Consider the following 13,086-nt stretch of genomic DNA (forward strand, 5'->3'; position numbering starts at 1 on the left):
CCCCCGCTGACCACCCCGCCCGGCCCCGCCGGCCTGCCCGCCGGCGCGGGCGGGCCGGCGCGGGCGGCCCAAGATCCGCGCAACATCCGGGAAGTAGTGGTGTCGACGGCCTGGTGAGGCCACTACATCCGGGAAGTTGTGCGGATCTGGGCCGTTCCGCGGGCGGTCGGGCGGCGGTGGGGGTACCGAGTTTGACCGTCGAAGCGGGTGGGCTACTATTTGTCGGCACGCCTCGGGGTGTGGCGCAGTTTGGTAGCGCGCTTCGTTCGGGACGAAGAGGTCGTCGGTTCAAATCCGGCCACCCCGACCAGAGGTAAACGCAGGTCAAGGCCCCTCAGCAGAGGGGCCTTGACCTGCGTTTCCGGCGATCGCGGCTCGGCTTGCGGCAGGAGTGCGTGCCGGTGGCCTCGGTGCTCTTGGTGGGATACGTGGCCGGCCGCCCGTGGGAGCAGCGGCCGACGCCGCTATAGGTTCTCCTGGTGGCGATTCCATCAATGTTGCAGGAGTCATTGCACGATCCGGTGTTCTGGGCGCGGTACACCTTCGCCCACGAGGAGGGACCGGGGGCGGATCGGCTCGGTGACCTCGAAGACCTACTGGACGACGACGATGACGACGACGACGCGGATGAGGATTCCGCCGACTCGTCGCTCGACGTGGCCTTCGAGGTCGGCGCTGGCCACCAGGTCGTACTGAGCATCGACGCCTCGGCCGACTCCTACAGCCTGGGTGTCACCACCCCTGACCTGGCAGAGCCGGCCGAACTCGGCTGGGACGACCTCGCACACTGGCACCCGCACGCGTTGCGCTGGGCCGAACTCGACCTGATCTGCCGGGCGATCGCCGCGCGGAATCCGCGGCTGCAGCACCCCGGGGCTCCGTTGGCCCTGCTGTGCCGATTCGCCGCCGTCTTCGACGATGACGACGTGGACCGGGCCGTCGCCGCCGTCGATGAGGCATACGCCGCATTACGCCCTCCGCACTGGAAGGGCTACTGGCCGTGCGGCGCCGACTGGCTCGAACGCGCCGACTTCCGTGGTGAGAAGGTCACCTGGCAGCGGGACGAGGCCGGCAACCTCTGGGCCCATCAGGACGACGCCGACCGCGACGACGAACCCTTCTACAGCACGCGGCTCGGGCCGGACACCGGCGACGGGTTTCCACACGTCCCGCTCCGGGCCGTGCTGAACGCTGCCGCGGCGACGGTGGGCGACCCGCCGGAGTCGGCCGGCCGCCAAGTGGGATAGGCAGCGAGGAGGCGTCGAAACGACCAGCAGCGGCCGCCGGAGACGACCCGAGGCGGCAGAGAGAGCCGTGCGCAGGACGGCATCGGGATGACAGCCGTGTCCCGCGAGCCGGTCGGCCGGGCTTCGCGGCCGCCTCAACGGCTCGTGCGTTCGATCCCGCGCCGGACGAGACCGCGGACGCCCGGGAGGGTGATCGCACGGATGGCCGCGTCATCCAGCCAGACGTGGAACCGGCTGGGCGGCGCGTACTGGCGCATTCCCCGGTGAGCGAGTGCCTGTCGCTTGGTGACCTCCGGCCGCAGGCCCGCTTCCCACTCGGTCAGGGCGGCCGGGATGTCGTCGCCGCGCCGCTCCAGCGCCGCGCCCAGCTGGTCGGCGCCGGCTAGCGCGAGGGCCGCGCCGTGCCCGGCGAAGAGTGTGACGCACCAGGCCGCGTCTCCGAGCAGCACCACCCGGCCGGTGCTCCAGCGCGGCATGACCACCTGGCTGACCGCGGCGAAGTAGGCATCGGCCGGATCCCGCTCGAGGTGGCGGAGGGCGTCCGGCACGCCTGCGCCCAGGTCTCCGAACGCCGCGCCAAGCGCATCCACCGGCCCGCGTCGCAGCTGCGAGCCCGGGTCTGCGGACCGGTACGTGAAGAATGCCGACGACCGGCGCGGGCCCAGGTTGACGATCGCGGCCGTGCGTCCCGGCCCGATGAACGTCGTGGCGGACGACTCCGGCACGCCCGCCACCGGATGGCCGACCGGGAACGCCGCCACGACGTACGGGAGGTCGACCCGGTGCCCGGAGCCGAACATCGCCCTGCGGGTCGCGGAGTGAACCCCGTCGGCACCGACCACGAGATCGGCGTCCTCGCTGGTGCCGTCGCTCAACACCACCCGTACCCGGTCGGCTCCCTGGTCGATGGACGTGACGGTGGTGCCGAAGCGGAACTCGGTGCGGTCGCGCACCGCTTCGTACAGGGCGGCCTCCAGGTCGCCGCGGAACACCGACATGGTCCGCTTGCCGAGGGCGGCCTCGGCGATGGCGGACGGCACGGTGAACTTGGGCTTCCCGTCGGCCCGGACCAGCACGGTGGTGAACAGACCCAGTTGCCGGGCGGACAGCGCGGTCAGCAGGCCGAGGCGCTCGGCGGCGGCGTAGCCCGGCCCGAGCAGGTTCACCAGGTAGCCGCTGCTCCGCCGGCCCGGAGCACGTTCCACGACGACAGTGCGCCACCCGTCCCGTCCGAGACGTAGGGCCGTGGCCAGCCCGGCGATACCGGCGCCGACGATTACCGCCCGTTTCATCCGTGCTCCCCAATCCAAGAATGAGCATGTGCTCAAACCAGTATGAGCAGATGCTCATACTGGCGCAACAGCGGCGGTGGCCAGCGCCTAGAATTCGGGCATGCCACGCGGCGTCGCCATCCCCGAACTCAGGCAGCAACTGTTCGCTGCCGTGGAGCGGGTGATCGTGGAAGACGGGCCAAGCCGCCTCACCGGCCGGGCCGTGACCCGCGAGGCCGGCGTCGCCACCGGGCTGCTGTACGTGCACTTCGCCAACTTCGACGACTTCCTGGTCGGCTACGCGGTCGATCGGGCGTTCCAGATCTCCGGCGAGGTGGCCGGCCTTCCGGCCCGTGCCGGAACCGGCACCGTCGCCGGAAATCTCAGCGAGGCCATCCTGGCGACCCCGCTGCGCGTGCTGGTGGCATCGACCCGGCTGTTGGCCTACCGGCCGGAACTGACGGCGAACGTCGAGGCGGTGCTGGGGAACGGGAACGCCGGACTGCAGGCGGTCGAACGTGCGGCCGCCGACTACCTGGCCGCCGAACAACGACTCGGGCGGGTGCCCGCTGGCGTCGACACCGCGGCCCTGGCCCTGGCGGTGGTCGGCGTGCTGCACCATGTCGCACTCACCTGCGACGCCGGCCCGCCGGCGGGCACCCGGATTCGTCAGGTTCTGACCGCGCTGATCGACGGCTTCCCGGCCGCCGCCCCGTCCTGACCCGGCCCCTCGCCAGCCGAGGAGCCGACCGTCGACTGGCTGTTGATCCGGGTGCGGCAGCAGGACGGCCGCCGCCGAAATCCGTTCGAGGTTGCGCGAAGCGCCTCATACGGTGGCGCGGTGACGACTCAGGTGATCGTGTTGAATGGCGGGTCCAGCTCGGGGAAGTCCGGGATCGTCCGGTGCCTGCAGGCGGTTCTGCCGGATCCGTGGCTCGCCATCGCGGTCGATTCACTGATCGACGCGATGCCCGGGTCCATGCAGACCTCGACGGCGGGGATCGCGTTCACCGCGGATGGCGGCGTGAACATCGGGCCGCAGTTCCGGACCCTGGAGGCGGCGTGGATGGCGGGAGTCGCCGCGATGGTCCGGGCCGGCGCCCGGGTCATCGTCGACGACGTGTTCCTCGGCGGGGCGGCATCCCAGCAGCGGTGGCAGCGGGCCCTTGCCGGGCTGGACGTGCTGTGGGTCGGCGTCAGGTGCCAGAGCGCGGTCGCCGCAGGTCGCGAGATTGCCCGGGGCGACCGGGTGCCGGGGATGGCCGCGTCGCAGGCGGAGGCGGTCCACCACGGCGTCAGCTACGACATCGAGGTGGACACCACGCATACCGAGTCCCTGGTGTGCGCGCGCACCATCGCCGCCCACATCAGCTGACCGGGGCCGGGCTGCCAGCGTCGACGCCGTTGAGCCGACCCAGACGTGGTCGCCCCTACTTCGTACGCTCGGGGTGCATGTCGCCCGGGTGCACGGGACGACCCGGGACGCTGATGCACAACTGTCCCGGTTCCGCCGCGCACACCGGGCAGGGGCGGTACGACTGGACCGGCCCGGGGTCGAGGCCCCTCGCCAGGGCCGCCCGGACGATGTCGTCGGCCGCGTGGTGCAGCTCGGGGTCCCGGTGTCTGACGGCCGCCTGGTGGATTCGCTGGAGCGCGCTGCGTGCCAGCTCCCCTGGATCAGTCACCCGAGCGACCTTCCCGCTGCGCTCGCCGTCACACACACCCGTCACAGCGACCGGACGAGGGCGGTTTCGCCCCCAGCTAGAGCCGGCCACCCACGGTCAAGCCGGTCACCGCAGCGGGCGCGCCGGGTCACCCGGTGGCGCCGAGGCGGTCCCGGATCAGCGCGATCACGGTGTCGGCGGTCTGGTCGAGGTAGCTGCGGCCGTCGGGCAACCGGGCCTCCGGGCTGATGTAGCTGCGGGGACCGACGTGGGTGGCCGGATCGAGCCGGTGCACCGTGATCTTCCCTGCGCGCTCGGCCCGGTTCCACCCGCTCCAGCGGAACAACCGCCACCGCTGCGGGAAGATCCGGGCGCCGACCCGCTCGATCCGGTCGCCGGCGCTGGTGAGCTGGCAGAGCCCCTGGGCGTGGGTGATGTCGTTGGCGCCGTTGTGGAACCCGCCGAGAGTGATCAGCCAGAGCGGGCAGCGCAGCTGGGACCAGAGTTCGTTCACCGCGCCGGTGGCGACCTGGGCGCCACCGCTGTAACAGAGCAGCACCACGGGTACGCCGCTGTCCGGCCGGTAACCGGCGAGCCGGAGCTGGGTGGCGATCTGCGCGCCGACGGCGCGGTTGTACAGGGGACGGTACCGGCGGTCGGCGGCGACGAAGATCTGCACCACGTTGTGCAGGAACAGCACCAGCCCGATGTGGCGGCGCAGCCAGACCCACACCGGCCGATTGGCGAGCGGGTTGGCCAGCGGAGAGTAGGGCTGCACCTGGCCCAGCACCCGGAGCTCGGGCGCTCCCGCGATCAGGGACTTCACCAGCCGGCCGCCGTCCCGGGTGTCGTGGAAGCGGCGTTTCCCGATGCCGTCCAGATAGACCAGGTAGGCGTCCGGCGGGCGGTCCGGGTCCGCGCCCCGGGCGTACGGCAAGCCTGCGGGGAGCGCGGTGGTGGGAGTCCGCCAGCCCGCTGCGTAGGCCAGCACCTCGTAGCGGGCGAGCAGCGCTTCGGCGATCAGGACCGGCCCGATCCCGGCGAGCAGCAGCAGGAGCGCGAACTCGATCACGTGACCGGCTCCGGCGCTCTTCTGGTGTTGAGCCGCACGACCAGGCGGCGGACGCCCTCGACGGCGACCCCGAGCCCGACCCCCGCGACGGCGACGCAGCCGGCGGCGTCCCACCAACCGACCCCCGCCGTCGCGGCGAGCGCGGTGGCGAGGCCGGCCCCCACTCCGGCCATGAGCAGCAGGTGCAGCAGCGGCCCGAGCAGCGGGAACGCGAGGACGGCGGCGAGCAGCAGCGGGGCGGCCAGCCCCGGTGTCCAGACCAGCGCGGCCTCCTCGGCGGGGGCGGTGGTCAGCACCAGCTCGGCGAGGGTCCACGCGGACAGCGGCCAGAGCGCGAACACGGCGCCGTCGACGATGGCACCGGCCAGCATCAACCCGACCACCCTCCTACGTGACGCGCCGGACAGGCGCGCCACCACGGGCAGGAGCCGCCCGGCGGCCTCGGACAGCCCGGCGAGCAGCAGCAGGACGGCGACGACGGCAGGCATTCGTCAGTCCTGTGCCGGCTGATCGACAGCGACCTGGCCGGCCCGCTGCGCGTAGCGCTCGAGTTCGTCGGCGGCGCGCGAATAGCCGCCGGCCGCACGCTGGGCGGCCCGCAGGGTATCCGCGGCGGCCCGGAACAGGGGCTCGTCGAGCAGACGCTGGGCGAGCGCGCGGACGACCTCCGCGTCGACGTCCTCGGTGCGGACCGAGAGGCCGGCGTCGAGTTCGACGACGCGGGAAGCCACCAACGACTGGTCGGCGCCCTGCGGGACCACCAGCATCGGTACGCCGGCGTACAGGGCTTCGTTGACGCTGTTCACCCCGCCGTGGGTGATGAACAGCGCCGCGCGGGCCAGCACCTCCGGCTGCGGCACGGAGCGGTGGGCGATCACGTTGGCCGGGAGCGTACCGAGCGCGTCCGGGTCGGTCTGCCCGGTGGAGATGACCACGGTGCCACCCAGCGGGGCGAGCGCGGTGGCGAGGTTGCGCAGCAACTGCGGGTCGGCCTTGAACACCGTGCCCAGCGAGGCGTACAGCACCGGGTCACGGAGCCGGTCGAGCGGGAACGACGAGTCGACCGGGCGGGCGCCGACGCTCGGCCCGACGAACCGGTAGGACTGGTCGAAGCTGTCAGCCCCGGGGTGGAACGCCCGCGAGGTGTAGACCAGGTTCAGCGGCTGACGGATGTTCGCCAGGTCGACCAGGGGCAGCGCAGCCGTGTCGTAGCGGCGGCGCAGCTCCCAACGCGACCGCAGGTAGCCCCCGACGGGGCGGGGCCGGGCCGCCGCCGCGGCGAGCAGCTCCCAGGAGGCACGGGTGGGGCTGGGCACCTGCCGGTTGAACGCGAAGGTGGTGAACGACGACGCCGCCGGCACGTCGAGTTCCCGCGCGGCCACCGGCCCCCACGGGCAGAGCGAGTCGTGCACGATCAGGTCGGGCCGGGCGCCGCGCAGATCGGCGAGGACGGCGGGCAGCACGCGTACGGCGGTGCGCGCGAGCTGCTCCATCACCGTGACCGGCGTCGGCGGGCCGGAGAGCGGTACGTCGTCCCCGGAGTAGCTGAGCACCCGCGCGCCCGTGGCGGCGATCTGCTCGGCGTAGCCGGGCGGCGCGTGGTAGGTGACGGAGTGACCACGACTGACCAGCTCGGCCACGACCGGCAGCGTCGGGTTGACGTGCCCGTGCATGGCGATGTTGAGGAATGCGATGGCGCTCATCGGCCGACCCCGGACAGCCGTGGAGTCAGTGCCCGGCAAGATGTAACGATCACGATCCGCCCTTCTCGGTGACAGCGTAGACGCTGCCGGAGAGCGGCACGTCGTGGACCAGGTACTCGGCTTTTGTTGCGCGAGCAGGTCCGAGCGGTGAGGGGTGGCGGCGGGCGGCGATCGGCTCACTGTCGCCGCCGACCTCGACTCGTCGTGGAGCGCCTCGGTCATCCGGCTCATTGCCGCGCTCGTATCGATCTCCTATGGTCATCGCGCCGGGCGGTCGCCCGGCATCCCGCGCCATCGACCTATCCATGGGGGAATCGTGCGCACCCTACGTGGCGCCCTGGTCGGCGCCATCGCAGTCCTACTGACAACCACCACAGTGGCCGCCCCGGCCCGGGCCGAGGCCGCCGATCCACCCGCCGCCCCGCACACCGCCTTCACCATGCACTTCGACGGCTGGGGCTACATCGACGGCAACTTCTCCTACGAGGCCTCCCGCAACACGCTGGAGATCTACCAGCAGAACGCGAACGGCTACGCACTCGTGATGCGCGGCTTCGACGGCAGCCACTGGCACGACCTGAACGTCACTCCGCCGCTGGGCACCCGGTTCACCGCCGGGCAGTCCTACCCGACCAGGACCAACTTCAGCCCGCAAGAGTCGATCACCACGCTCAACGTTTCCGGTGACGGGCAGGGGTGCAGCACCGGCGAGACCGGCACGCTGGACGTCGCCGAGGCCGAGTACGACGACGAGACGGGCAAGTTCACCGCCTTCGCGGCCAGCTTCTCGATCCCCTGTGGCGGCACCGACACGGCCAAGGGCGAGATCCGCTTCCAGTCGAGCATCGGGTACAAGGCCACCGACAGCTGGGAGTACCGGCTGCAGATGGGGCGGCAGCCGGCCGGCGCGGCCGGCACTCCGCAGGACGTCACCGTCGAGGTGAACGGTACGGAGCCGACCACGTTCGGCGCGGCCTCGCTCTCCGGGGCGAACCCGGCCGCGTTCGAGATCTCGGCGAACACCTGCTCCGGCCAGACCCTCTCGTACGGCGAGACCTGCAAGCTGACCATCACCCCGAAGGCGTCGGCGATCGGTGCGCAGACCGCGGTGCTGACCCTGGTCGAGAACTCGATCGCCGGCAAGGTGGCCCGGCTGCTGTCCCTGGAGGGCTTCGACGCCCGGGACGCCACCGCCTCGCCGTCGTACTTCGACTTCGGTTACGTCCCGGCGTACGAGACCTCGGCGCCGAAGACGGTGACGCTCACCGGGGCGGGCGACGTTCCGATCACCTTCGGCACGGCGTCGATCGTCGGCGCTAACGCGGCCTACTTCAAGATCACCAACGACGCCTGCTCCGGCCGGACCCTGGCCAAGGGGCAGACCTGCGCGATCACCGCCGTCGCCCGGCCCGCCGAGAACACCCAGGGTGGGGCGGTCATCTCGCTACCGGACGACAGCTTCGCCGGCTCGACGCAGCTCTCGCTGGGCGTCAACGGGTACAAGTCCGACAAGGGCACCTACTCCACGATGTCGCCGTACCGGATCCTGGACACCCGCTCCGGCAAGGGCGCGCCGAAGGCGCTGGTCGGCTCGGGCAAGGTGGTGTCGCTCCAGGTCACCGGGGCGGGTGGCGTGCCCACGGACGCCTCGACCGTGGTGCTCAACGTGACCGTCACCGGCCCCACCGGCAGCGGCTTCGTCACGGTCTACCCGTCGGACGTGGCGCGCCCGAACGCCTCGTCGCTGAACTACGTCAAGGGCTGGACCGGAGCCAACTCGGTCACCGTCAAGGTCGGCGCGAACGGCAAGGTCAACCTCTACAACGCCGGCGCTTCGACGCACCTCGTCGCCGACGTGTTCGGTTACTACTCCAAGGGCCACGAGTGCTGCTCCGGCTACGACGGCGGGCAGTACCACGCGCTCGCCAAGCCGATCCGGCTGACCGACACGCGGACCTGGGGCTCCCGCCTCCCGGCCGACCACTACCTCAACTCGGTCGCGAACTGGAACAGCACCATCAACCCGCGGGTCCGCGCGTTCGCTGTCAACATCACCGCCACCTCGCCGACCGGTTCCGGCTTCCTGACCGCCTGGAGCGGATACGCGTACGGGCTGCCGAACACGTCGACGTTGAACTACGTGAAGGGCGCCACGGTGCCGAACTTCGCCGTGGTGCCGACGACACCCTGTGACGACTGCGGCAGCGCCACCGGCCTGCCGTCGATCGGGGTGTACACCAGCACCAGCACGCACGTCATCGTGGACCTCGTCGGGTTCTACGACGACGGAACGCTCCCCAACGGGCTGCGCTTCTCGCCCGCCGTACCGACCCGGATCGCGGACACCCGCGCCGGGCAGGGCTGGCCGGCGCGGCTCGGGCCGGGGCAGACGGCGACGATCGCCGCGCCGTCCCCGGTGACGGACGCCGACACGCGGGCGCTGGCGACGAACGTGACCGCCGTCAAGCCGACCCAGACCACCTTCCTGACGGTCTGGCCGGCGGGCATCGACGGCATCGGCCGGCCGAGCACCTCCAACCTGAACCCGACCGCCGGGTCGGTCGTGCCGAACGCGGTGCAGACCATGGTCGGGCCGGATCGCAGATTCAACGTCTACAACGCCAGCGGCTACTGCGACGTGGTGGTGGACGTGGTCGGCACCTTCTACCGGTACCCGCCGTCGGCGCCAGCCGACTGGGAAGCCGGTGCGCGGGCGCGGGACGCCGCCCCGGCGGATCCCTCGGCCGTGACCCCGACGGTGCCGGCGCCGGAGCGGGCCAAGCAACTGTGACCGGGTGAGACCGGGGACCGCCGCCGCCACGGCGCGGGCGGTCCCCGGCACCGAACGGCGGAGGGGCACATCCGATCGGATGTGCCCCTCCGGTGTTTCCGGGTCGGCTACCGCGCCCGCACCCGGCCCACTCCGGACGCGCCGGCGACCCGACGGACGCCGATGGGCGGGCCGCCGAATGGTCGATGTCGCCCGCCCGAACCGACCGCGACCCGCGCCGGTGACGGGGCGGCGGGCCGGACGGGGGATGCCTATGCTCTGCGGCGTGTCCGCCCCGAGGATCGTCACCGCGTTCGGCCTGCCGAGGCTGAGCGTCACCAGCCACCACCCGGACCTGCGGCCGCTGCGCCGGGCGGCGGTACGCCGGGATTGGCCCGCCGTGGTCGACTTCTTCGCCGGGCTGCCCGCCGAGCACGACCCCTCGTTCGCCGCCGAGGTGGTGGCGAACGTCGATGGCAGCGAGACGTTCCTCGAACCGGCCGTACACGGCCCGCTGGCGCCGGAGCTGGCCGGGACGCTGCTCGGCGCGCGTTGGGTCACGATGGGCTGGGCGGCGCGCGGAGCCCGCGCCGCGAAGTACACGAAGCCCGAGCAGTTCGAGCGGTTCCACGCCTACCTCGGCCGCGCCGACGAACTGCTCGAGCAGGTCACCGGCGGCGAACCGGGCAACGTCTCGGCGTGGACCACCCGGGTGCACATCGCGCGCGGGCTGAGCGTCGGGCAGGCCGAGGCGCGACGCCGCTACGAGCAGGCCGCCCGCTCCCGGCCGCACCCGTTCAACGCGCAGATCGCCCTCGCCCAACAGCTCTGTCCGAAGTGGGGCGGCTCGTTCGCGCAGCTGCACGCGTTCGCCGCCGAGTGCGCGGCGCAGGCGCCGCCCGGCTCGCTGAGCGCGGCGGTGGTGGCCGAGGCACACATCGAGCAGGCGCGCGCCGAGAAGTCGGCCACCGGCTGGCTGCGCCAGCCCTGGGTCCGGGCCGAGCTGAGCCGGGCCGCCGAGCGTTCGGTGGACCACCCGGCCTACCGGCCGGTGCACGGCTGGGTGATGGCGCACAGCCGCTTCGCGTACGCCTGGACGCTGGCCGGTGACCGCCCCCGGGCCGCCCGGCACTTCGCGGCGCTGGGCAACGCGATGACCGACTACCCGTGGAAGTACTGGCTGGGCTCGGGACGGACCTCCTACAAGGTGCGGCAGTTGGGCGCGTTCGTGAAGTCGATCGGCCGCGGTGGCGACCCGTCGACCGACGACCTGCGCTCGACCCCGACGCTGCGCTGACCCGGACGGTCGGGTTCCGGCGGCCGCGGCGCCGTGGTCACCCGGCTGCGACGCGGGCGGTTGCCGGATCCGCTATCGGTCGCGGCCGTCGCGGTCAGTCGTGCCGCTCGGTGCGCTCGATCTCGGCGAAGGCGGCGGTCAGATAGTTGTCGAGTGGGCGGCCGGTGACCGCCAGCAGGTCCGCGACGAGCAGCGGCGCGTGCCGGGCGACCGCCGCCGGGTCGGGCGGGGCGTCGTCGTCGCCCGGGTCGTACACCCCGAGCGCACCGGCGAGCAGCACCAGCACCACGTGCGGGTCGACGTCCGGTCGCCAGCCGGCGGCCGACCGGACGCAGCGCTCCAGCACCTGCCGGACGTCGTCACCGGCCAGCCCGTCCGGGTGGGTCTCCTCCAGCAGCAGCCGGACCACCGCCCCGAGCACGAGACCCGACCGTTCCGCCCCGGCCAGCCGCCCGACGGACGTCTCGTAGGCCTCCTGGTCGCGGACCCGCGCGGCCTCGACCGCCTCGGCGGCCGCGACGGCGATCTCACGGGCGGGCGCGGGCAGGTGTCGCCAGGTCACGGTCACCGGGTCAGCATGGCAGAGCACCCCGACACCACGGGCGGCCGAGGCGACCCGCCCGAGCCGCCGGGCCGGGCCGACGGCGATGCGGTCGAGGGCGACGCTCGGATCGGTCGGCCCGGCGCCGTCGAGGCGGGCAGCGGCCGTGGCCTTGGTCACCTCGGCGGCCAGGCACCCGCGCGGGCGCCGGTAAACGGTTCGCCACCTGTCGTACCCGGCGAACAGAATCGCTGACATGCTGCGTCGCGCCCTACCCCGTCGTCCGGAAGCCCGCCGGATCCTCGTCGGCACCCTGCTCTCGGCGATCGGGCGCGGCCTCACCCTGCCGTTCCTGTTCATCTACCTGACCGACGTACGCGGGCTCACCGACGCCCGGGCCGGCCTGGTGATCGGCTGGTACGGCGCGGTGACCCTGGCGCTGTCGCCGGTCGGCGGCACGCTGATCGACCGGTTCGGCGCCCGCCGGGTGGTGCTGCCCTGCCTGCTCATCGAGGCGGTGGGCACCGGCTCGCTGGCGCTGGTCGACTCGACCGGCTCGGCCTTCCTGGTGATGACCGTGATCGCCATCGGCAGTTCGGCCATCTGGTCCGGGCAGAACACCATCCTCGCCTCGCTCACCGACGACGGCGAGCGGCAGCGGGTCTTCGGGCTCAACTTCGCCCTGCTCAACCTCGGCATCGGCGTCGGCGGCCTGACCTCCGGCGCGATCGTCGACACCGGGCGCCCGGTCACCTTCCAGCTGATCTACCTGCTGGACGCGGTGACCTACCTGATGCCGGCGCTGATCCTGCTGACCCTGCCCGGCGTCGGGCACCGGCTCACCACCCGTACGACCAGGGGCAAGGCCCCGAGCGGCGGCTACCTGACAGTGCTCCGCGACCGCCCGTTCCGCCGCCTGGTGATCTTCGGCCTGGTCCTCACCACCTGCGGCTACGCCCAGATCGAGGTCGGCTTCACCGCGTACGCCGTCCGGGTGGCCGAGGTGACCCCGCGGGTGGTGGCGTGGGCGCTGGCGGGCAACACGGTGATGATCGTGCTCGCCCAACTGGTGGTGATCCGCCGGATGGAAGGGCGCAGCCGTACCGGCGCGCTCGCCGTGGTGGGCGCGGTCTTCGCGACCGCCTGGCTGGTCCTCGGCTTCGCCGGCGTGATCGATACGGGCAACGCACTGGTCGCGGCGCTCTGCGTGATGGCCTGCTCGGCGATCTTCGGCTTCGGCGAGACCATGCTCTCGCCGGTGATGCCCGCGTTGACCAACGCGCTGGCCACCGACGAGCTGCGCGGCCGCTACAACGCGATGAGCTCGATGATCTTCGGGATCAGCGGGGTGGTCGGCCCGGTGACCGCGGGTCCGCTGATCGGGGCGGCCGACGGTCGGGTCTGGGTCGCCTTCGTGGTCGGTGGCTGCCTGGTCGCCTCGTTGCTGGCCCTCTCCCTGCGCCGGCTGCTCACCCCCGAGCAGGACGGCCGGGTGCCCGCTGCCGCCACGACCCTGGAACC

The 13,086-nt window shown here is 72.5% G+C and carries 13 protein-coding genes and 1 tRNA gene; 7 read left to right on the forward strand and 7 right to left on the reverse strand.

The window, feature by feature from the left end; genetic code table 11:
- The first annotated feature begins 233 nt into the window (after positions 1-233).
- Together DLJ47_RS07800 and DLJ47_RS07805 are read left to right on the forward strand one after the other, a co-directional pair.
- Positions 234-310, forward strand: a tRNA-Pro gene (locus DLJ47_RS07800).
- Between the two features lie 169 nt (positions 311-479).
- Entirely contained in the window at positions 480-1,247 is a 768-nt protein-coding gene (locus DLJ47_RS07805; protein ID WP_109899388.1) for a hypothetical protein, read from the forward strand.
- Between the two features lie 134 nt (positions 1,248-1,381).
- On the opposite strand, the gene DLJ47_RS07810 is transcribed toward DLJ47_RS07805, so the two are convergent.
- Positions 1,382-2,539 carry an FAD-dependent oxidoreductase gene (locus tag DLJ47_RS07810; RefSeq protein WP_109899389.1) on the reverse strand — a complete coding sequence of 386 codons (1,158 nt, stop codon included), beginning with the start codon at positions 2,537-2,539 and terminating at the stop codon, positions 1,382-1,384.
- A 100-nt stretch (positions 2,540-2,639) separates the two neighbouring features.
- Here DLJ47_RS07810 and DLJ47_RS07815 point away from each other — a divergent pair, with 100 nt between their 5' ends.
- A complete protein-coding gene (locus DLJ47_RS07815; protein ID WP_109899390.1) occupies positions 2,640-3,239 on the forward strand; it encodes a TetR/AcrR family transcriptional regulator in 600 nt (199 codons plus the stop codon).
- A gap of 51 nt (positions 3,240-3,290) precedes the next feature.
- Positions 3,291-3,893, forward strand: coding sequence for a chloramphenicol phosphotransferase CPT (cpt, locus tag DLJ47_RS07820; RefSeq protein WP_233257709.1), 603 nt, complete (start codon positions 3,291-3,293; stop codon positions 3,891-3,893).
- A gap of 55 nt (positions 3,894-3,948) precedes the next feature.
- Here the strand turns inward: cpt and DLJ47_RS37855 are convergent, their stop codons facing one another.
- The 5 genes from DLJ47_RS37855 to DLJ47_RS35345 are packed head-to-tail and all read right to left on the reverse strand — an operon-like array spanning position 3,949 to position 7,252.
- Positions 3,949-4,293 (reverse strand): zinc finger domain-containing protein, encoded by a 345-nt coding sequence (locus tag DLJ47_RS37855; protein ID WP_446723540.1) that lies wholly within the window; start codon positions 4,291-4,293, stop codon positions 3,949-3,951.
- 37 nt (positions 4,294-4,330) lie between these two features.
- Entirely contained in the window at positions 4,331-5,254 is a 924-nt protein-coding gene (locus DLJ47_RS07830; RefSeq protein WP_199235741.1) for a hypothetical protein, read from the reverse strand.
- The gene (locus DLJ47_RS07835) at positions 5,251-5,742 is read right to left on the reverse strand and encodes a hypothetical protein (RefSeq protein ID WP_109899393.1); all 492 of its coding nucleotides are present in this window, start codon (positions 5,740-5,742) and stop codon (positions 5,251-5,253) included. Before DLJ47_RS07835 ends, DLJ47_RS07830 begins: the two co-directional genes overlap by 4 nt.
- A 3-nt stretch (positions 5,743-5,745) precedes the next feature.
- Complete coding sequence (locus tag DLJ47_RS07840; RefSeq protein WP_109899394.1) at positions 5,746-6,957, reverse strand: macrolide family glycosyltransferase; 1,212 nt, start codon at positions 6,955-6,957, stop codon at positions 5,746-5,748.
- Positions 6,958-7,006: 49 nt separating this feature from the next.
- Positions 7,007-7,252, reverse strand: a complete 246-nt coding sequence (locus tag DLJ47_RS35345; protein WP_146228051.1) for a hypothetical protein — start codon at positions 7,250-7,252, stop codon at positions 7,007-7,009.
- Positions 7,253-7,273: 21 nt separating this feature from the next.
- Between DLJ47_RS35345 and DLJ47_RS07845 the strand changes: the two genes are divergently transcribed.
- Both DLJ47_RS07845 and DLJ47_RS07850 read left to right on the forward strand, forming a co-directional pair.
- Positions 7,274-9,748 (forward strand): choice-of-anchor D domain-containing protein, encoded by a 2,475-nt coding sequence (locus tag DLJ47_RS07845; protein ID WP_146228052.1) that lies wholly within the window; start codon positions 7,274-7,276, stop codon positions 9,746-9,748.
- Between the two features lie 265 nt (positions 9,749-10,013).
- Positions 10,014-11,024 (forward strand): hypothetical protein, encoded by a 1,011-nt coding sequence (locus DLJ47_RS07850; RefSeq protein WP_146228053.1) that lies wholly within the window; start codon positions 10,014-10,016, stop codon positions 11,022-11,024.
- A gap of 94 nt (positions 11,025-11,118) precedes the next feature.
- On the opposite strand, the gene DLJ47_RS07855 is transcribed toward DLJ47_RS07850, so the two are convergent.
- Positions 11,119-11,823, reverse strand: a complete 705-nt coding sequence (locus DLJ47_RS07855; protein ID WP_446723541.1) for a hypothetical protein — start codon at positions 11,821-11,823, stop codon at positions 11,119-11,121.
- On the opposite strand from DLJ47_RS07855, the gene DLJ47_RS07860 reads away from it, so the two are divergent.
- The coding region (locus tag DLJ47_RS07860) for an MFS transporter (protein WP_109899397.1) at positions 11,822-13,086 on the forward strand (1,265 nt) is incomplete at its 3' end. The two genes, DLJ47_RS07855 and DLJ47_RS07860, sit on opposite strands and share 2 nt — an antisense overlap.

Origin of the sequence: Micromonospora sp. S4605, assembly GCF_003176715.1 — a bacterium.
GTDB lineage: Bacteria > Actinomycetota > Actinomycetes > Mycobacteriales > Micromonosporaceae > Micromonospora > Micromonospora echinaurantiaca.

What these genes read in the sequence shown, in the direction of transcription:
- DLJ47_RS07855 (WP_446723541.1), bottom strand. Translation starts at nt 11,823, where the DNA reads ATGTCAGCGATTCTGTTCGCCGGGTACGACAGGTGGCGAACCGTTTAC.
- DLJ47_RS07840 (WP_109899394.1), bottom strand. Translation starts at nt 6,957, where the DNA reads ATGAGCGCCATCGCATTCCTCAACATCGCCATGCACGGGCACGTCAAC.
- DLJ47_RS35345 (WP_146228051.1), bottom strand. Translation starts at nt 7,252, where the DNA reads ATGGCGCGGGATGCCGGGCGACCGCCCGGCGCGATGACCATAGGAGAT.
- DLJ47_RS07810 (WP_109899389.1), bottom strand. Translation starts at nt 2,539, where the DNA reads ATGAAACGGGCGGTAATCGTCGGCGCCGGTATCGCCGGGCTGGCCACG.
- DLJ47_RS07815 (WP_109899390.1), top strand. Translation starts at nt 2,640, where the DNA reads ATGCCACGCGGCGTCGCCATCCCCGAACTCAGGCAGCAACTGTTCGCT.
- DLJ47_RS07835 (WP_109899393.1), bottom strand. Translation starts at nt 5,742, where the DNA reads ATGCCTGCCGTCGTCGCCGTCCTGCTGCTGCTCGCCGGGCTGTCCGAG.